This window comes from Arthrobacter stackebrandtii, from assembly GCF_017876675.1.
GTDB classification, from domain to species: Bacteria; Actinomycetota; Actinomycetes; order Actinomycetales; family Micrococcaceae; genus Specibacter; species Specibacter stackebrandtii.
In genome coordinates this window covers 2,713,401-2,727,752 of sequence record NZ_JAGIOI010000001.1, presented here as the reverse complement: position 1 = coordinate 2,727,752, position 14,352 = coordinate 2,713,401, and the positions used below count along the sequence as shown (strand labels likewise).

The following is a 14,352-nucleotide window of genomic DNA, read 5'->3' as shown; positions in this document are numbered from 1 at the left end:
TCCCATGGAACACGCTTTCCGAGTGCATCTGCTGCGTCATAGATGTTTTAGGGGCGACGGCGGAGGCCAGGTTGCGGCTATTCGGCGGCGATGAGGGCCTGGAGCGCCGCCACGTGCTCCCGGTAGGCTGCCCGCCCTGCCGGCGTCAGGGACGCCCAGGTCTTGACCCTGCCGCGGCCCGTGGGCTTGGCCAGTGCCACGTAGCCGGCATCCTCAAGCACTTTCAGCTGCTTGCTGGCCACGGAGTCGGCCACTCCCAGCATGTCCCGAATGACACCGAACTCCGCCTGGTCCACCGTGCTGAGGAACGCACAGATCCGCAGCCTGTTGGGCGCGTGGATCACCTCGTTCAATCCGCTCACGGTGCGTTCCGCAATTCGTCCCGCAGCGCAACGTCGTATTGCCGGCCCAGGACCACCGTTGCCCCGAACATGACAGCGACGACCAGCCACACCGGCCAGACCAGATCGGTCAACCTGCCGAAGCCTGCAGCCACTGCGGCGGCCGCAAAGTAGACCCCCATCAGGCGGTAGGCCACGACAGTCCCTTTGCCGCCGCTCAACCCGGACTTCCAGACGCCATACTTTTTCTTGTACGCCTGCACCAGACCAAACAGTCCAACGAAGTACAGGACAAGCCCCACCAACAGAACGGGCAACGAGGCCAGCCCCAAGAGTGCCACCAGTCCGGATACCAGAAGTCCCAGGACCACGTGGTACCACCACGGCGTCACCAGCAGGCCGGCGGCACTGGCACGGGCTTCGTCCACGGCGGCGAGGGCCGCACGGGCGTCTTGCTCATTTTCAAGCTGTTCGTTTTCCATAATGGAAAGTCAATCACTTTCCATTATGGAAAGTCAATAGCTGGTGACACATCCGGTGCAGCCGTCCCGCCGGCCCCATCCAACGCAGCCGTCCCACCAGCTTCTCCCCCGCCCGGACCGGTCACGGGCTTCTCCCGCACATCCTCGCCCCACCGCTTCGATGACGCAGTTGTTGGACCGATTCGCCACTTTCGCCCAACAACTACGTTATCGATCCCCTGAAGGGGACCTTAACGGCCAACGGCGGGAGGTTCCCTCGCGTTGAAGGGGGAACCTCCCGCCGTCGTGCCCCCGCTAAAAGGGCAAGCAACTGCTGCCGGTGGCGCTACTGCTGGGGTGCGTTGGGGTCCTTGGGCACAGGCTGCTCCGTGGGCTCAACGCGGATGCCGTACTGCGGCCGGCCGTCGGGAAGGTCCGGGAACTGGCCGCGGCGGGGATTTTCCTCGGGCGCGCGTTCCGGCGCACCCTGCCCGGGGGCATCCTGTGCAGGGGCGGGGGCTGCCGGGCCGTAGGGGTCGTGCCAGCCTTCGGGCCGGGCAGGGGCCGGACCGGACGGTGCCGGGGGCTGCGCGGGCGGCTGGACCGGGGGCTGGTAACCCTGGCCCTGGTAGCCCTGGCCCGGCGTCGGCTGCGGGCGCGGGGCGGTGGAATTCATGGGCAGCTGGGCCAGCAGGCGGCGTGCCTCGTGGGCGACGTCCACCGAGACGATGACATCGTAACTGGTGGCCAGCACCTGGTTGGTGGACGTGAAGTCCCGCTTGCCGCGCTGGGCGGCGTATCCGATGATCGCAAACAGCATCCACAGCGCCGCACCCAGGAGGACAGCAGTGAAAATATTGGAATACGGCGCCCCGGCGTTGCTGGATGAGTCAAAGAAGGAGAGCATGACCCCGATGAACAGGCCAAACCAGGCGCCCGTCATGGCGCCGGTCATGGCGACACGCGGATAGCTCAGCTTGCCGGTCACCCGCTCGACGATCTTGAGGTCGTTGCCCACGATGGAGACGTGCTGGACGGGGAACTTCTCATCCGCCAGATAATCAACCGCCTTTTGCGCATCCAAGTAGGAGATGTAGGAACCGATCGTTTCCCCGGTGGGAACGGCGCGGGCCTCATTCATGGGTCTGGTGCGTCCAAAAAGGTTTGCCATGCCTTCCATTGTTCACCATAATCGTGCATGTTGGCTGAGGTATCGCTGGCAGTGAAACGATCAAACCCTGACATCCCCCGCAGCCGCTGTCCTGAAGTTTGGGATATTGCCCGCGCGGGGAAGTAGCCTGTAACTGTGAGCACACAACCCACCCGCATCTTTGTTGCCCGGCTCCTGGGCCTGGACGTCTTCGACCCCATCGGAGACAGGCTCGGCAAGCTGCGCGACGTCGTTGTGGTGGGCCGCGGCGCCAACTCCGCTCCGCACGCCGTCGGCATTGTGGTGGAGGTGCCCGGCAAGAAGCGGGTGTTCGTGCCCATGACCCGGCTGACGTCCATGGACCAGTCGCAAATCATCTGCACCGGACTGGTCAACCTGCGCCGCTTTGAACAGCGCGGCGCGGAGCAGCTGGTGGTCGGCGGCATCTTTGACCGCAAGGTCACGCTCGTGGACGGCAGCGGATTCGCCGTCATTGAAGACATCGCCATGGACCAGCAACGCAACGGCGACTGGCTGGTGACGAAGCTTTTTGTTCGCCGCGGCTCAAACACCTCACGGCTGCGCGGGCTGCGCCGGGGCCACACCATGCTGATCGACTGGGCCGACGCCCAGACCGAGGACGCCGCCGCCCCGCAAAGCGCCTCCCACTTCGTGGCCACCCATGAGGACCTCAAGCCTGCTGACTTCGCCGACGCCCTGCAGGACATGACAGACAAGCGCCGCGTGGAGGTGGCCGGCGAGCTCCAGGATGAGCGCCTGGCCGACATCATGTCCGAGCTGCCGGAGGACGACCAGGTCACCCTCCTCTCCGCCCTGGACAATGAGCGCGCCGCCGACGTGCTGGAGGAGATGGACCCCGACGACGCCGCCGACCTCCTCGCGGACCTGCCCAAGGCCAAGGCCGAGGAGCTGCTGCTGCTGATGGAGCCGGACGAGGCCAAGGATGTCCGGCGCCTGCTCCAATATGCCGAAGGCACGGCCGGGGCGCTCATGACCCCGGTGCCGGTGATCCTGCCCCCGGAAGCCACCGTTGCCGAAGCCCTGGCCCACGTCCGCAGTGAAGACCTCTCCCCTGCCCTTGCCTCGGCCATCTTCATCTGCCGCCCGCCGCTGGAAACACCCACGGGACGTTTCCTGGGCGTGGTCCACATCCAGCAGCTGCTGCGCAGCGCACCGCCGGAACTGCTGGGCACCCTCGTGGACAAGAACCTGGAGCCCGTCTCCGACCAGGACGACATCAGCACCGTCAGCCACATCATGGCCTCCTATAACCTGAACTCCCTGCCGGTGGTCAGCAAGGAGGGCCGACTCGTGGGCGCCGTGACCGTTGATGACCTGTTGGACCATCTGCTGCCTGAGGACTGGCGCACCCATGAGGACGGCGCACCGTTCAGGAAGCTGGGAGGACGCATTGGCTGAGCGGCACCACACCAAGGGCGGCGGACTGGACACCCCCATGGAGCTGAAGTCCCGGCTCCTGCCCAACCTCGCCAGCGACCCGGACCTCTTCGGCCGTTTCGCCGAACGCTTTGCCCGCTACATGGGCACCGCCAACTTCCTGCTCTATATGACGATTTTTGTCGTCGTGTGGATCGCGTTGAACGTGATCGGCCTGTTCGGCCTCAAGTGGGATCCTTATCCCTTCATCCTGCTCAACCTGTTCTTCTCCACCCAGGCCTCCTACGCCGCCCCGCTCATTCTGCTGGCCCAAAACCGCCAGGATGACCGCGACCGCGTGCAAATTGAGCAGGACCGATCCCGCAACGAGCGCAACCTCGCCGACACCGAATACCTCACCCGCGAGGTCGCCGCCCTGCGCATTTCCCTCCGAGAGGTCGCCACGCGCGACTTTGTCCGCTCGGAGCTGCGCAGCCTGCTCGAGGAATTGATCGCCCTGCAGGAAGAAGAGGATACGCTGAAAGGCAAGCGCACTGCGCCGGAAACACCCCTCAACCCCTAAGGCAGCACCATGAACGCCCCGTCCCAGCAAGCCCTCCTTGCCGCCCTCGCCACGGTCATCGACCCCGAGCTGCGCCGGCCCATCACGGACCTTGGCATGGTGGAGACGGTGGAGGCGCTCGACGGCGGCCGGGTACGCGCCGTCGTCCGCCTCACCATTGCGGGCTGCCCCCTGCGCGAAACCATCACCAAGGATGCCACCGCCGCCCTGATGAAGGTCGACGGCGTCACCGACGCCAGCGTCGAGCTCACCGTCATGACGGCGGAGCAGCGCGCCGAGCTGAAGGAACGGCTCAAGGGCGGCTCACCGGAGCGCGGGATTCCGTTCAATGATGAGAATTCCCTGACCCGCGTGTACGCCGTGGCCAGCGGGAAGGGCGGCGTGGGCAAGTCGTCGGTGACCGTGAACCTGGCGTGTGCACTGGCGGCGCGGGGGCTGCGGGTGGGCATTGTCGATGCCGACATCTACGGCTTCTCGGTGCCGGGGCTCATGGGGATCACACAGAACCCCACCCGCGTCGATGAGATGATCCTGCCGCCTGTGGCGCACGACGTGAAGGTCATTTCAATCGGCATGTTTGTGGCGGGCAACCAGCCCGTGGCCTGGCGCGGGCCCATGCTGCACCGGGCGCTGGAGCAGTTCCTGACAGACGTCTACTTTGGCGACCTCGACATCCTGCTGCTGGACCTGCCCCCGGGCACGGGCGATGTGGCGATCTCCGTGGCGCAGCTGCTGCCCAAGGCGGAGATCCTGGTGGTGTCCACGCCGCAGGCGGCTGCTGCCGACGTGGCGGAACGTGCCGGCGCGATCGCCGTGCAGACCGGCCAGAAGGTTGCCGGGGTCATTGAGAACATGTCTTTCCTGACACTGCCGGACGGCAGCACCATGGAGGTCTTCGGTTCCGGCGGCGGGGAGATCCTGGCCAAGCGGCTGACCCAGACCGTCAATGCACCCGTGGACCTGCTGGGGCAGATCCCGCTCGATGTTGCGCTGCGCGAAGGCGGTGACGCGGGCCTGCCGATCGTGCTCTCGGAACCCTCATCTGCCGCGGCGCAGGCCCTGACCGCAATCGCGGCAAAGCTGGCCGTGCGCCCTCGCGGCCTGGCCGGCCTGAAGCTCGGCGTCACACTGGCCGATTGACCCGGCCCGCCCCAATCTTTCCTTTCCCAACGCCGCATCAGATAATCGGCCTTAATTCCCAACGCCGCATCAGATAATCGGCCTTATTTCCCAACGCCGCATCAGATCGGCGCATTTAAACCAGAACGCCGCATCAGTGAGTGATGCGGCGTTCAGGAAAATGCCGTCTTATCTGATGCGGCGTCTGAAGGGTTAGGTGGCTTCGACGTCGAACGGGGCCCTCTGGCCTTCGGCCAGCCGGACGGGGTCTGGTTCGACCGCAACAGGCGAGTGGTCCTGCTTGTCCCCGTCCTTGCCCATCATCGAGGCGATCGCGGCGGCAGGGGCCGTCTTTAGCGAGTTGAGTGCGTCTACGTCGTCGTCGTCCAGGAGCGCCTCGCGGATGATGCGGCGGGGGTCGTACTGGCGGGGGTCGTATTTCTTCCAGTCGATGTCATCGATATCGACCCCGGCTTCTTCCTTGATGGTTTCACGCGCGCCGGAAGCCATCCTGCGCACCTCGCGGATGAGGTTCTTCAGCTTATCCAGGTAGCCGGGAAGCCGGGTGGGGCCAATGACGAGCACTGCCAAGACGACAATGATGATCAGCTCGGGGGTATTGATACCAAACACGTTAGGAAGATTACCCTCTCAACACTCAAAGCAACGATTCCTTAGCGTTTACGCGGGAGGATGATCTTGGCTTCACTTGCACTCTTTTGGACAACTGCTACCGGGAAAGTCTAGCGTGCCCCGGCGATGCGCGGCAGCGACAGCAGCGGTTTGCGCGCAGGGCGGACGTCCCGCGTACGTCCCGGGGCACGGTCGGCCAGCGACTCACGCAGCATGGCTCGCCCCCGGTGGATGCGCGAACGCACGGTGCCAAGCTTGATGTTCAGTGCATGCGCCACCTCGTCATAGGAGAGGCCCTCCATGTCACAAAGCACGACGGCGGCACGAAAGTCGGGCGGCAGCGCTTCCAGCGCGGCGGCAATGTCAATGTCCAGGTTGTTGAATTCAAAGCTGCGTTCGGGGCCGGGGTCGTTGCCCGGCAGGCGCGCTTCGGCGTCTTCGGTGAGCCCGTCAAAGCGGATCCGCTGCTTGCGCCGGGCCTGGTCCAGAAACAGGTTGGTGGTGATGCGGTGCAGCCAGCCGTCCAGGGTGCCGGGCTTGAAGTTTGCCAGTGACTTGAACACGCGGACAAAAACCTCCTGGGTGAGGTCCTCGGCGTCGTACTTGTTGCCGGTCAGGCGGAAGGCAAGCCGGAAAACCTTGGCGGAGTGGTTGGCTACCACCTCATCCCACGACGGCGTGACCCATTCCTGTACCTCCGGAAAAGCGGCTTCGACAGGACTGCTTGCAGGACTGGCCATGGTGTTCATCGCTGCACCTCGCTTCAGTGGATCCCGGCCGCGCCCGGTGCAACGGTGCAGCCATGGGAGGGGTTCCCAATAGTTCCCACAGTCTGCCAAACTTTGCTGGCATTTTGCTGAACGATCCCGGAGAATGCGCCCGTTCGGCAGGCAGTAGGCTAGAGCTGTCCAATGCAACAGTTTAGGAAACGCAAGCCATGAGTGCCGATAAATCCACCAGCTGGTCCTATACGGAGGCCCTGCCCGTGGAAGACCTTGTCCTGCGACGCGCCCGGGAGCGTTCGCATGAACTGGGGCTGTTCCCCGTGAGCCCCGGCGTTGCCGCCGCGCTGACGGTGCTTGCGGCCGCTTCCAAGGCACAGACGGCGGTCGAAGTGGGCACGGGGGCCGGCGTCTCCGGCGTCAGCATCCTGCGCGGGCTGGGACCGCGCGCCGTCCTGACAACCATTGATCCCGACGTCGACCATCTCAAGGCCGCGCGCGAGGCCTTCTCGGAATCGGGCTCCCCGGCCAACCGGACCAGGACCATCTCGGGGCGGGCGCAGGATGTGCTGCCCCGCCTGACCGACGGCGCCTACGACCTCGTGTTCATCGACGCCGACAAGCCAAGTTTCCCGGAGTATGTGGAGCAGGCCGTCAGGCTCCTGAAGCAGGGCGGGCTGCTGATCATCAACGACGCCCTGGACAAGGACCGGGTGTCGGATCCGGCCATCCGCGAGGCCGGCACCGCCACGCTGCGCCGTGTGGGCAGGATGATCCGGGACAATGAAGCCCTCACCAGCACCATCCTGCCCACCGGCGACGGGCTGCTGCTGGCCGTCAAGCGCTGAACGCGCAACAACTGTTAAAGCCGAAAGTGGCGGGGCAGCTCACGCCGCCCCGCCACTTTCGTGCTTAAGAATTCTTATTCAGTGACGCCAACCAGGCATTCCTTGAGGCTGACAGCCTCGTCGGCGTTCATCTCAACAACGAGACGACCTCCGCCTTCCAGCGGCAGCCGCAGGATCAGGCTCCGACCTTCTTTAGTCACTTCCATTGGACCGTCACCGGTTCTGGGTTTCATGGCCGCCATCAGGAGTTCCCCTTTTCGTAGTGCATACACAACACCACCGGAGGTTTCCCCGGCATGTCGTTTCTGTTGTACTGCTCACAACCCATTATTCCGCACTTCGGGGCCCGGGTGCTAATCGGCGCGGCCGTGCCGCGACACCCGCGGCACCTTTGACAATCCCCGTCCAAGCACCTACAGCAGGGGCCGGGCATGTTACGGCGGCCACCCCACACCGCGGCTGATCGCGGCAAACTGCCACAGCCACACAACCCACACAACCTGCAGCACGGTGAACATCACCAGCACCGCCCACCGGTACGCCCGCGACCGCGAAATGAACGCCGCGGCGAGTGCCAGCGGGAACAGCGGCAGCAGCATCCGGAAAGTGCTCGACTGCGGGTGCAGCACCGCGAGCAGGTACAGCAGGTACATGGCACACCACACCCGCAGCTCGGGCCCGATCCGGCGCACCGCCCGCGACGACAGGTACAGCCCCGCCAGCGCCGCGAACAGCACCGGCAGCAGCGGCCCCCAGAACGGCCCGGCCAGCTGCACGCCCACCTCAAACCAGGGCTTGAACAGCACCAGGCCCGTCCCGCGCCACGACGTTTCGGTGTCGGTGTACGTGCTGCGGTCCCCTGTCACCCACCACGCCACCAGCATCCAGGCGAACGCCATGATGGCGCTGACCGCCAGCAGCACCGCCCCGGCCAGCCGCTGGGTCCACGGGAACGGCACGGCGCCGCGGTTGCGCCAGCGCAGGAAAAGATGAAGAAGCACGACGGCGGCAAACGGCACCCCGGCCGGCCGCGAGAGGCACAGCAGAATCACCAGGGGGACGGCCCCCCAGTAGTTGCCACGGATGAGCAGGAGCAGCGCCGCCGCCAGGAACAGAATGCCAAGCGATTCGGCGTAGGGCACCTGCAGCACCGCCGACACCGGGAAGAAGGCAAAGAACGCCACGCCCCACAGCGCCGTCGCCGGGCCGGCATAGTGCCGGAAGAGCTGGTGCACCACAAGGGCCGCGGCAAAACCTGCCAGTGTTGCCACCAGTGCGCCCGACCCGGCCCAGCCCATGCCGGTGACGGAGTGCACGCCGCGGGCCAGCAGCGGCAGCACCGGGTAGAACGCCCACTCGTTGGGCTGCGCCGATCCGTCCGCGTTCCTTGGAATCACCGACGGATAGCCTTGGTTGAAGATTTTCTCGTACCAGCCGGCGTCCCAGCTGTCGATGAACTCGAGATATCCGGGCTGCTGCCCGTACCAGGGTGTGGCGTCGGACTGCCAAGCGGCTGCGGCGAAGATGACAAAGCTGGTGACCCTTGCGGCGGCGTAGACCAGCGTAACTTTCAGCCACCAGGGTGCGTGCCGAAGCGGCGCCAGGACGCGGCGCAGTGCAAGGAACAGCATGTCGTTGACGGTTGGGCTGGCGTGACCGGGCATGGCCACGACCGGGGGTCGTACACTTTCAGGCGCGGCACGGGCGCCGGGGACCTCGCCGGACACCGGCCCCTCCGTGGCGCTCACGCCGGGTCCGGTGCCAGCCAGCATCCCGGCTGGTGGTCATTCACCACGCCAATGGCCTGCATCATTGCGTAGGCGGTGGTTGGCCCCACGAAGGAGAATCCCTGCTTCTTCAATGCCTTGGCCAACAGGGCGGACTCCGCAGTCTGGGCGGGAACGGGGTCCCCGGCGGGACGCGGCAGCTGTGGGGCGTGGGCGGCAATGATGGAGCCCAGCGTGGTTCCGGCAGGCAGCGCCAGCAGGGCGCGGGCGTTGGCAATCGTGGCGTTGATCTTCAGCCGGTTGCGGACAATGGCGGCGTCGGCCAGCAGCCGGGCCACATCGGATTCGTCGAAGGCGGCCACGGCGGCCGGGTCGAATCCGGCAAAGGCCTCCCTGAACGATTCGCGCTTTCGCAGGATGGTCAGCCAGCTGAGCCCCGACTGGAAGGCTTCCAGGCTGAGCCGTTCAAACAGCTCCGCCTCGCCGTCCACGGGGCGGCCCCACTCCTCGTCGTGGTAGCGCTGGTAGGCTTCGTCGCTCTCAATCCCGGCCCAGCTGCAGCGGGACCGGCCGTCGCTACCGGCCGCCATCGGGGCCCGTCTCCACACCGGCACCGGCGGAACCGTCCGGCCCAGCGGCAGCCGGCGCACCGCCGTCGTGCTTCAAGGCGGCGGGAACAGGCGCCTTGGCAACCGGCGCCGCGGTTGTCGGCGAGGCGGCAACCCGGGCGGCAGACACCGGGGCGGGCAGTGCCGAGTCCGGCCGGGCCGCTGATTCCAGCCGGGCGATCTCCGCGTCCTTGAGCGCCAGCTCGTCGCGCAGCCGGTCCAGCACCTCATCCACCTGGTCCATGCGGTAGCCGCGGAGGCCAAGGGAGAAGCGCAGCCGGTCGACGTCGGCAGGGGCTGGCGCGGCCGGCAGCAACACCGGGGGCAGGCTGGCCACGGGCGCGCCGAGGGCGTCCTCGTAGACGGTGGCGTCAGCGTCCAGCCGGTTCAGGCCCACCACATAGAACACCGCGGCGGCGCCCACAATGATGGCAAGGAAGATCAGGAAATAGGTCACAAGACCATGGTGCCAGATGCGCCGGACAACTCAATCCTTTTCGCGGGCGGCAACCTTGGCGCCGGCCTGGCCGGCCATGACCAGTTCCACGGCTTCTTCGGCCGTGTCCACGAGCTGCACAATGTCCAGGTCGCCAGGCGAAACGAGTCCCTGTTCCACCATGGTGTCCCGCAGCCAGTCCATGAGCGGGCCCCAGAATGCCTTGTCCACCAGGACAATGGGGAACTGGCTGACCTTGCTGGTCTGCACCAGGACCATGGCCTCGAAGAGCTCGTCGAGGGTGCCGAGGCCGCCGGGCAGCACCACAAAGCCCTGCGCGTACTTCACAAACATGGTCTTGCGGGCAAAGAAGTAGCGGAAGTCCACGCCCAGCCCAACCCACTGGTTCATGCCGGTCTCGAAGGGCAGCTCGATGCCCAGGCCGATGGACAGCCCGCCGGCCTCTGCGGCGCCGCGGTTGGCGGCCTCCATGGAACCGGGCCCGCCGCCGGTGATGACGGCCACCCCGGCCTCGACCAGCCGGCGGCCCACCTCCACGCCCGTGGCGTAGTACGGGGATTCCGGCTTGGTGCGGGCAGAGCCGAACACGCTGATGGCCGGGCCAATCTCGGCCAGCGCATCAAAGCCCTGGACAAACTCACTCTGGATCCGCATGACGCGCCACGGGTCCGTGTGGGTGAAGTCGCTGCTGGGCGGGGTTTCCAGGAGCCGGGCGTCGGCGGTCTCCAGGCCGGCACCGTTTTTGCGCCAGATGCCAAACCTGCGCAGCTCGGGTCGGACGGGGCGGCTGGATCCTGTTGGTGAACTCATGGCACCTAGGCTACGGCACGGGGGCAGCGGCCCGGCGGCGGTGGCACGCATCACATTGTCTCGTTAGCGTTACGATCCGCACCGACATGGCCAAATCCTTTACCCCCCGCTGTGATTCTCGATACATTCATTGCATGACAAATCCCGCACCTGCTCCTGCCCTCGTGGAGCTCAAAGCTGTCAACAAGCACTACAGCTCCCTCCACGTGCTGCAGGATATTAATCTCAGTGTCGCCAAGGGTGAAGTCCTGGTAGTGCTGGGGCCTTCGGGCTCCGGAAAGTCAACACTGTGCCGCACCATCAACCGGCTGGAAACCATTGACAACGGCTCCATCACCATTGAAGGCAAGGAACTGCCCAAGGAAGGGCGGGCCCTGGCCAACCTGCGTGCCGACGTCGGAATGGTCTTCCAGTCCTTCAACCTGTTCGCCCACAAGACCATCCTGGAAAACGTCACCCTTGGCCCCATCAAGGTCAAGGGCATGAGCAAGCCCGACGCCGAGAAGCTCGCCTTTTCGCTGTTGGAGCGTGTCGGCGTGGGGCACCAGTCGGCGAAGCTGCCGGCCCAGCTCTCGGGTGGCCAGCAGCAGCGCGTGGCCATTGCGCGTGCCTTGGCAATGAAGCCAAAGGTCATGCTGTTTGACGAACCCACCAGTGCCCTCGACCCGGAAATGATCAACGAGGTCCTGGATGTCATGGTGGAGCTGGCCAAGGATGGCATGACCATGGTGGTTGTCACGCACGAGATGGGGTTTGCCCGCAAAGCCGCGGACAGGGTCATCTTCATGGCGGACGGCCAGATTGTTGAAGAAGCCTCACCCGAGGAATTCTTCACCAATCCGCAGACAGACAGGGCCAAGGATTTCCTGTCCAAGATCCTGACCAACGGATAGCACCCCCAGTTTTGGCCCATCGGGCCACTTTTGTTCCCGGCCCCTGTGGCCGACTAAGAAAGGAAATACCTTGAAAAAGTTTTTTAGCAAGAAGAGCCTCGGCGTAGCGGCTGTCTTCACTGCAGCTGCCCTGGCCTTGAGCGGCTGTGGCGGAGACACGGGCGGTGGCAGCACGGAAGGCGGCGGCGAAGCCGGCCTGACATATGAGGTGGCGAAGGACGTTGCCCTGACCGGCAGCCCCACGTTTGATGCGATCAAGTCCTCCGGCAAGATCCGCATCGGCGTCAAGGAGGACCAGCCCGGTCTGGGCTACCTCGATGCAGCCACAGGTGAGCGCAGCGGTTTCGACATTGAAATTGCCCGCTGGATGGCGGCATCGCTGGGCGTTCCGGCGGACAAGATTGAGTTCAAGCCGATCCCGTCCGCCAACCGCGAGACTGCACTGGCCAACGGCGACGTCGACCTCTACGTGGGCACGTACTCCATCACGGACAAGCGCAAGAAGCTCGTGGACTTTGCCGGCCCCTACTTCATCACGGGCCAGGGCCTGCTGGTGGCCAAGGACAACACGGACATCAAGAGCGAAAAGGACCTCGCCGGCAAGAAGGTCTGCTCCGCCACCGGTTCAACTCCCATCCAGAACATCCGCGAGAACTTCCCGGAGGCCACCCCGGTTGAGTACGACCTCTACTCCAAGTGCGTGGAGAACCTCAAGACCGGCCAGGTTGACGCGGTGACCACTGACCAGGCCATCCTCCTGGGCTATGCCTCACAGGACCCGGACAACCTGAAGGTTGTGGGTGAGCCGTTCACGGTGGAGAAGTACGGCATCGGCCTGCCCCTGGGCGACACGGCACTGCGCACCTTCCTGAACACGACGCTGACCGACGGCAACGCCACGTGGACCAAGATCTACGACGCGACGCTGGGGGCGTCCGGCACCAAGGTTGAGCAGCCTGCGGTTGACCAGTACTGACCGTCCCTGATTGTTGGTGCCGCAGCGGCCGCGGCCGGTGCGGCACCAACTCTTCGCCCACTCGAATTCACTGAAAGCGACGCTGCCCTGTGAATGTTCTAACTGACAACGCCGAACTGTTCCTTACGGGGTTCAAAAACACCGGCATCCTGTTTGTCTTTTCCGCCTTTTTTGCCCTGATCCTGGGCACCATCGTTGCCGGCATGCGGGTTTCCCCGGTGCCTGCCATGCAGGCCACTGGCACCTTCTACGTCAACGCCGTCCGCAACACCCCGTTGACCCTGATTCTGGCGTTCTTCGCCCTCGGATACCCCCAGCTGGGACTGCCCGACCTCAGCTTCATGGCTGCCGCCATCGTGGGCCTTTCGCTCTACACGGCCACCTACGTTTCGGAGGCCATTCGGTCCGGCATCAACACCGTTTCGGTCGGACAGTCGGAAGCAGCCCGCGCCATCGGGTTGCCGTTCATGCAAACCCTGACGCTGATTGTGCTGCCCCAGGCGTTCCGTTCCGTGGTGCCGCCGCTGTTCAGCGTCTTCATCGCCCTCCTGAAAAACACCACTGTCGCGGCAGGCTTCTCCGTCCTCGAGGCCGGCGCCATCCGCGCCTACCTCAGTGAACGCGGTGAGCCGCTGCTGCCGGGCCTGTTGTGGGTTGCCTTGATCTTTATGGTGCTGGTGCTGGGCATCCTGACCCCGCTGCAACGCTACCTCGAGAAGAAATGGAGGGTTGCCCGATGAGCTCGGTACTCTTTGATGTGCCCGGGCCCAAGGCCCGCACACGCAACAAATACTTGAACGTCATCACGGTGCTTGTGGTGGCGGCAATCATCGCCTTCATCGTGTACAAGTTCTACGAATCCGGGCAATTCACGGCCAAGAAGTGGGAAATATTCACGTTCCCCAGGGTCCAGGAAAAATTCCTGGAGGCCATCTGGGCGACCATCAGTGCCTTTGGCGTCGCCGCCGTCGGCAGCCTGATACTGGGCGTTGTCCTTGCCTTCGGCCGCCTGGCCGACACCAAGTGGCTGAGCGTGCCGTGCTACTGGTTCACCGAGGCGTTCCGGGCTGTGCCACTGCTGATCCTGATGATGATCATGTACTACGGTCTCCCGTCCGTGGGCGTCGAAGGCATGACGCCGTTCATCGCCGTCGTCGCCGGCCTGATCCTGTACAACGGTTCGGTCCTGGCAGAGGTGTTCCGCGCGGGCATTGAGTCCCTGCCCAAGGGGCAGGGCGAGGCCGGCCTCGCCATTGGCCTGACCAAGGGCCAGGTGCTCCGGTCCATCCTGCTGCCCCAGGCCGTCCGGGCCATGCTGCCGGTCATCATTTCCCAGCTGGTGGTCATCATGAAGGACACCTCGCTGGGCTTCCTGATCACCTACAACGAGATCCTGTACTACGCAGGCGTCCTCGGCTCCCAGGGCCAGTACGGCTCGCCCATCCTCCCGGCCTACATGGTCACGGCCGTGGTCTACGTAGGCCTCTGCTTGATCCTCTCGGGTCTGGCAAAATACACGGAGTTCAAGATGTCCTCGCGCCTCAAGGTCCTCAAGACCAAGGTGGGCATGGCCGGCTGATCCTTTTCACCCAGCACGGCACCACGAAAACAACAGCCCCGGCGCGA

18 protein-coding genes are annotated in these 14,352 nt (G+C 64.9%); 8 read left to right on the top strand and 10 right to left on the bottom strand.

Features of this window, described 5'->3' with window-relative positions:
• Window positions 1-77 precede the first annotated feature (77 nt).
• The 3 genes from JOF48_RS11845 to JOF48_RS11835 all read right to left on the bottom strand — a co-directional run bounded on the left by JOF48_RS11845 (window position 78) and on the right by JOF48_RS11835 (window position 1,973).
• On the bottom strand, window positions 78-362 hold the full coding sequence (locus JOF48_RS11845; protein ID WP_342591226.1) for a transcriptional regulator: 285 nt from the start codon (window positions 360-362) through the stop codon (window positions 78-80).
• Window positions 359-823 carry a hypothetical protein gene (locus JOF48_RS11840; protein WP_209680950.1) on the bottom strand — a complete coding sequence of 155 codons (465 nt, stop codon included), beginning with the start codon at window positions 821-823 and terminating at the stop codon, window positions 359-361. Before JOF48_RS11840 ends, JOF48_RS11845 begins: the two co-directional genes overlap by 4 nt.
• Window positions 824-1,148: 325 nt before the next feature.
• The gene (locus JOF48_RS11835; protein ID WP_209680948.1) at window positions 1,149-1,973 is read right to left on the bottom strand and encodes a YflT domain-containing protein; all 825 of its coding nucleotides are present in this window, start codon (window positions 1,971-1,973) and stop codon (window positions 1,149-1,151) included.
• A gap of 135 nt (window positions 1,974-2,108) precedes the next feature.
• Between JOF48_RS11835 and JOF48_RS11830 the strand changes: the two genes are divergently transcribed.
• Genes JOF48_RS11830 through JOF48_RS11820 form a run of 3 tightly spaced genes read left to right on the top strand, consistent with a single transcriptional unit; the run spans window position 2,109 to window position 5,073 of the window.
• On the top strand, window positions 2,109-3,392 hold the full coding sequence (locus JOF48_RS11830; RefSeq protein WP_209680947.1) for a magnesium transporter MgtE N-terminal domain-containing protein: 1,284 nt from the start codon (window positions 2,109-2,111) through the stop codon (window positions 3,390-3,392).
• Window positions 3,385-3,933: a DUF1003 domain-containing protein gene (locus JOF48_RS11825; RefSeq protein ID WP_425353715.1), complete on the top strand. Its 549-nt coding sequence runs from the start codon at window positions 3,385-3,387 to the stop codon at window positions 3,931-3,933. The genes JOF48_RS11830 and JOF48_RS11825 overlap by 8 nt, the downstream gene beginning before the upstream one ends.
• A gap of 9 nt (window positions 3,934-3,942) precedes the next feature.
• The gene (locus tag JOF48_RS11820) at window positions 3,943-5,073 is read left to right on the top strand and encodes a P-loop NTPase (RefSeq protein WP_209680945.1); all 1,131 of its coding nucleotides are present in this window, start codon (window positions 3,943-3,945) and stop codon (window positions 5,071-5,073) included.
• Window positions 5,074-5,265: 192 nt separating this feature from the next.
• Here JOF48_RS11820 and JOF48_RS11815 read toward each other — a convergent pair whose 3' ends face one another.
• Together JOF48_RS11815 and sigE are read right to left on the bottom strand one after the other, a co-directional pair.
• Window positions 5,266-5,685 carry a twin-arginine translocase TatA/TatE family subunit gene (locus JOF48_RS11815; protein ID WP_209680944.1) on the bottom strand — a complete coding sequence of 140 codons (420 nt, stop codon included), beginning with the start codon at window positions 5,683-5,685 and terminating at the stop codon, window positions 5,266-5,268.
• A 110-nt stretch (window positions 5,686-5,795) separates the two neighbouring features.
• On the bottom strand, window positions 5,796-6,425 hold the full coding sequence (gene sigE, locus JOF48_RS11810; RefSeq protein WP_209684458.1) for an RNA polymerase sigma factor SigE: 630 nt from the start codon (window positions 6,423-6,425) through the stop codon (window positions 5,796-5,798).
• 197 nt (window positions 6,426-6,622) lie between these two features.
• Here sigE and JOF48_RS11805 point away from each other — a divergent pair, with 197 nt between their 5' ends.
• On the top strand, window positions 6,623-7,255 hold the full coding sequence (locus tag JOF48_RS11805; RefSeq protein WP_209680943.1) for an O-methyltransferase: 633 nt from the start codon (window positions 6,623-6,625) through the stop codon (window positions 7,253-7,255).
• Window positions 7,256-7,329: 74 nt separating this feature from the next.
• On the opposite strand, the gene JOF48_RS11800 is transcribed toward JOF48_RS11805, so the two are convergent.
• From JOF48_RS11800 to JOF48_RS11780, 5 genes are all read right to left on the bottom strand, one after another.
• Entirely contained in the window at window positions 7,330-7,497 is a 168-nt protein-coding gene (locus JOF48_RS11800; RefSeq protein WP_082000207.1) for a DUF3117 domain-containing protein, read from the bottom strand.
• 192 nt (window positions 7,498-7,689) lie between these two features.
• On the bottom strand, window positions 7,690-9,003 hold the full coding sequence (locus JOF48_RS11795) for a hypothetical protein (protein ID WP_342591225.1): 1,314 nt from the start codon (window positions 9,001-9,003) through the stop codon (window positions 7,690-7,692).
• Window positions 9,000-9,572 carry a DNA-3-methyladenine glycosylase I gene (locus JOF48_RS11790; RefSeq protein ID WP_209680942.1) on the bottom strand — a complete coding sequence of 191 codons (573 nt, stop codon included), beginning with the start codon at window positions 9,570-9,572 and terminating at the stop codon, window positions 9,000-9,002. The genes JOF48_RS11795 and JOF48_RS11790 overlap by 4 nt, the downstream gene beginning before the upstream one ends.
• On the bottom strand, window positions 9,559-10,047 hold the full coding sequence (locus tag JOF48_RS11785) for a DivIVA domain-containing protein (protein WP_209680941.1): 489 nt from the start codon (window positions 10,045-10,047) through the stop codon (window positions 9,559-9,561). Before JOF48_RS11785 ends, JOF48_RS11790 begins: the two co-directional genes overlap by 14 nt.
• 30 nt (window positions 10,048-10,077) lie before the next feature.
• Window positions 10,078-10,857: an LOG family protein gene (locus JOF48_RS11780; RefSeq protein ID WP_209680939.1), complete on the bottom strand. Its 780-nt coding sequence runs from the start codon at window positions 10,855-10,857 to the stop codon at window positions 10,078-10,080.
• A gap of 134 nt (window positions 10,858-10,991) precedes the next feature.
• Between JOF48_RS11780 and JOF48_RS11775 the strand changes: the two genes are divergently transcribed.
• The 4 genes from JOF48_RS11775 (at window position 10,992) to JOF48_RS11760 (ending at window position 14,305) form a co-directional block, all read left to right on the top strand.
• Entirely contained in the window at window positions 10,992-11,750 is a 759-nt protein-coding gene (locus JOF48_RS11775; protein ID WP_209680937.1) for an amino acid ABC transporter ATP-binding protein, read from the top strand.
• A 70-nt stretch (window positions 11,751-11,820) separates the two neighbouring features.
• Window positions 11,821-12,726, top strand: coding sequence for a glutamate ABC transporter substrate-binding protein (locus JOF48_RS11770; protein ID WP_245346505.1), 906 nt, complete (start codon window positions 11,821-11,823; stop codon window positions 12,724-12,726).
• Window positions 12,727-12,815: 89 nt separating this feature from the next.
• Window positions 12,816-13,466: an amino acid ABC transporter permease gene (locus JOF48_RS11765; protein WP_209680935.1), complete on the top strand. Its 651-nt coding sequence runs from the start codon at window positions 12,816-12,818 to the stop codon at window positions 13,464-13,466.
• Window positions 13,463-14,305, top strand: a complete 843-nt coding sequence (locus JOF48_RS11760; protein ID WP_209680933.1) for an amino acid ABC transporter permease — start codon at window positions 13,463-13,465, stop codon at window positions 14,303-14,305. The genes JOF48_RS11765 and JOF48_RS11760 overlap by 4 nt, the downstream gene beginning before the upstream one ends.
• Window positions 14,306-14,352: the final 47 nt, after the last annotated feature.

Coding starts and splice junctions, on each gene's coding strand:
- JOF48_RS11790 (WP_209680942.1), bottom strand. CDS start 9,572: ATGGCGGCCGGTAGCGACGGCCGGTCCCGCTGCAGCTGGGCCGGGATT.
- JOF48_RS11800 (WP_082000207.1), bottom strand. CDS start 7,497: ATGGCGGCCATGAAACCCAGAACCGGTGACGGTCCAATGGAAGTGACT.
- sigE (WP_209684458.1), bottom strand. CDS start 6,425: ATGGCCAGTCCTGCAAGCAGTCCTGTCGAAGCCGCTTTTCCGGAGGTA.
- JOF48_RS11760 (WP_209680933.1), top strand. CDS start 13,463: ATGAGCTCGGTACTCTTTGATGTGCCCGGGCCCAAGGCCCGCACACGC.
- JOF48_RS11775 (WP_209680937.1), top strand. CDS start 10,992: ATGACAAATCCCGCACCTGCTCCTGCCCTCGTGGAGCTCAAAGCTGTC.
- JOF48_RS11835 (WP_209680948.1), bottom strand. CDS start 1,973: ATGGCAAACCTTTTTGGACGCACCAGACCCATGAATGAGGCCCGCGCC.
- JOF48_RS11805 (WP_209680943.1), top strand. CDS start 6,623: ATGAGTGCCGATAAATCCACCAGCTGGTCCTATACGGAGGCCCTGCCC.
- JOF48_RS11780 (WP_209680939.1), bottom strand. CDS start 10,857: ATGAGTTCACCAACAGGATCCAGCCGCCCCGTCCGACCCGAGCTGCGC.
- JOF48_RS11840 (WP_209680950.1), bottom strand. CDS start 823: ATGGAAAACGAACAGCTTGAAAATGAGCAAGACGCCCGTGCGGCCCTC.
- JOF48_RS11820 (WP_209680945.1), top strand. CDS start 3,943: ATGAACGCCCCGTCCCAGCAAGCCCTCCTTGCCGCCCTCGCCACGGTC.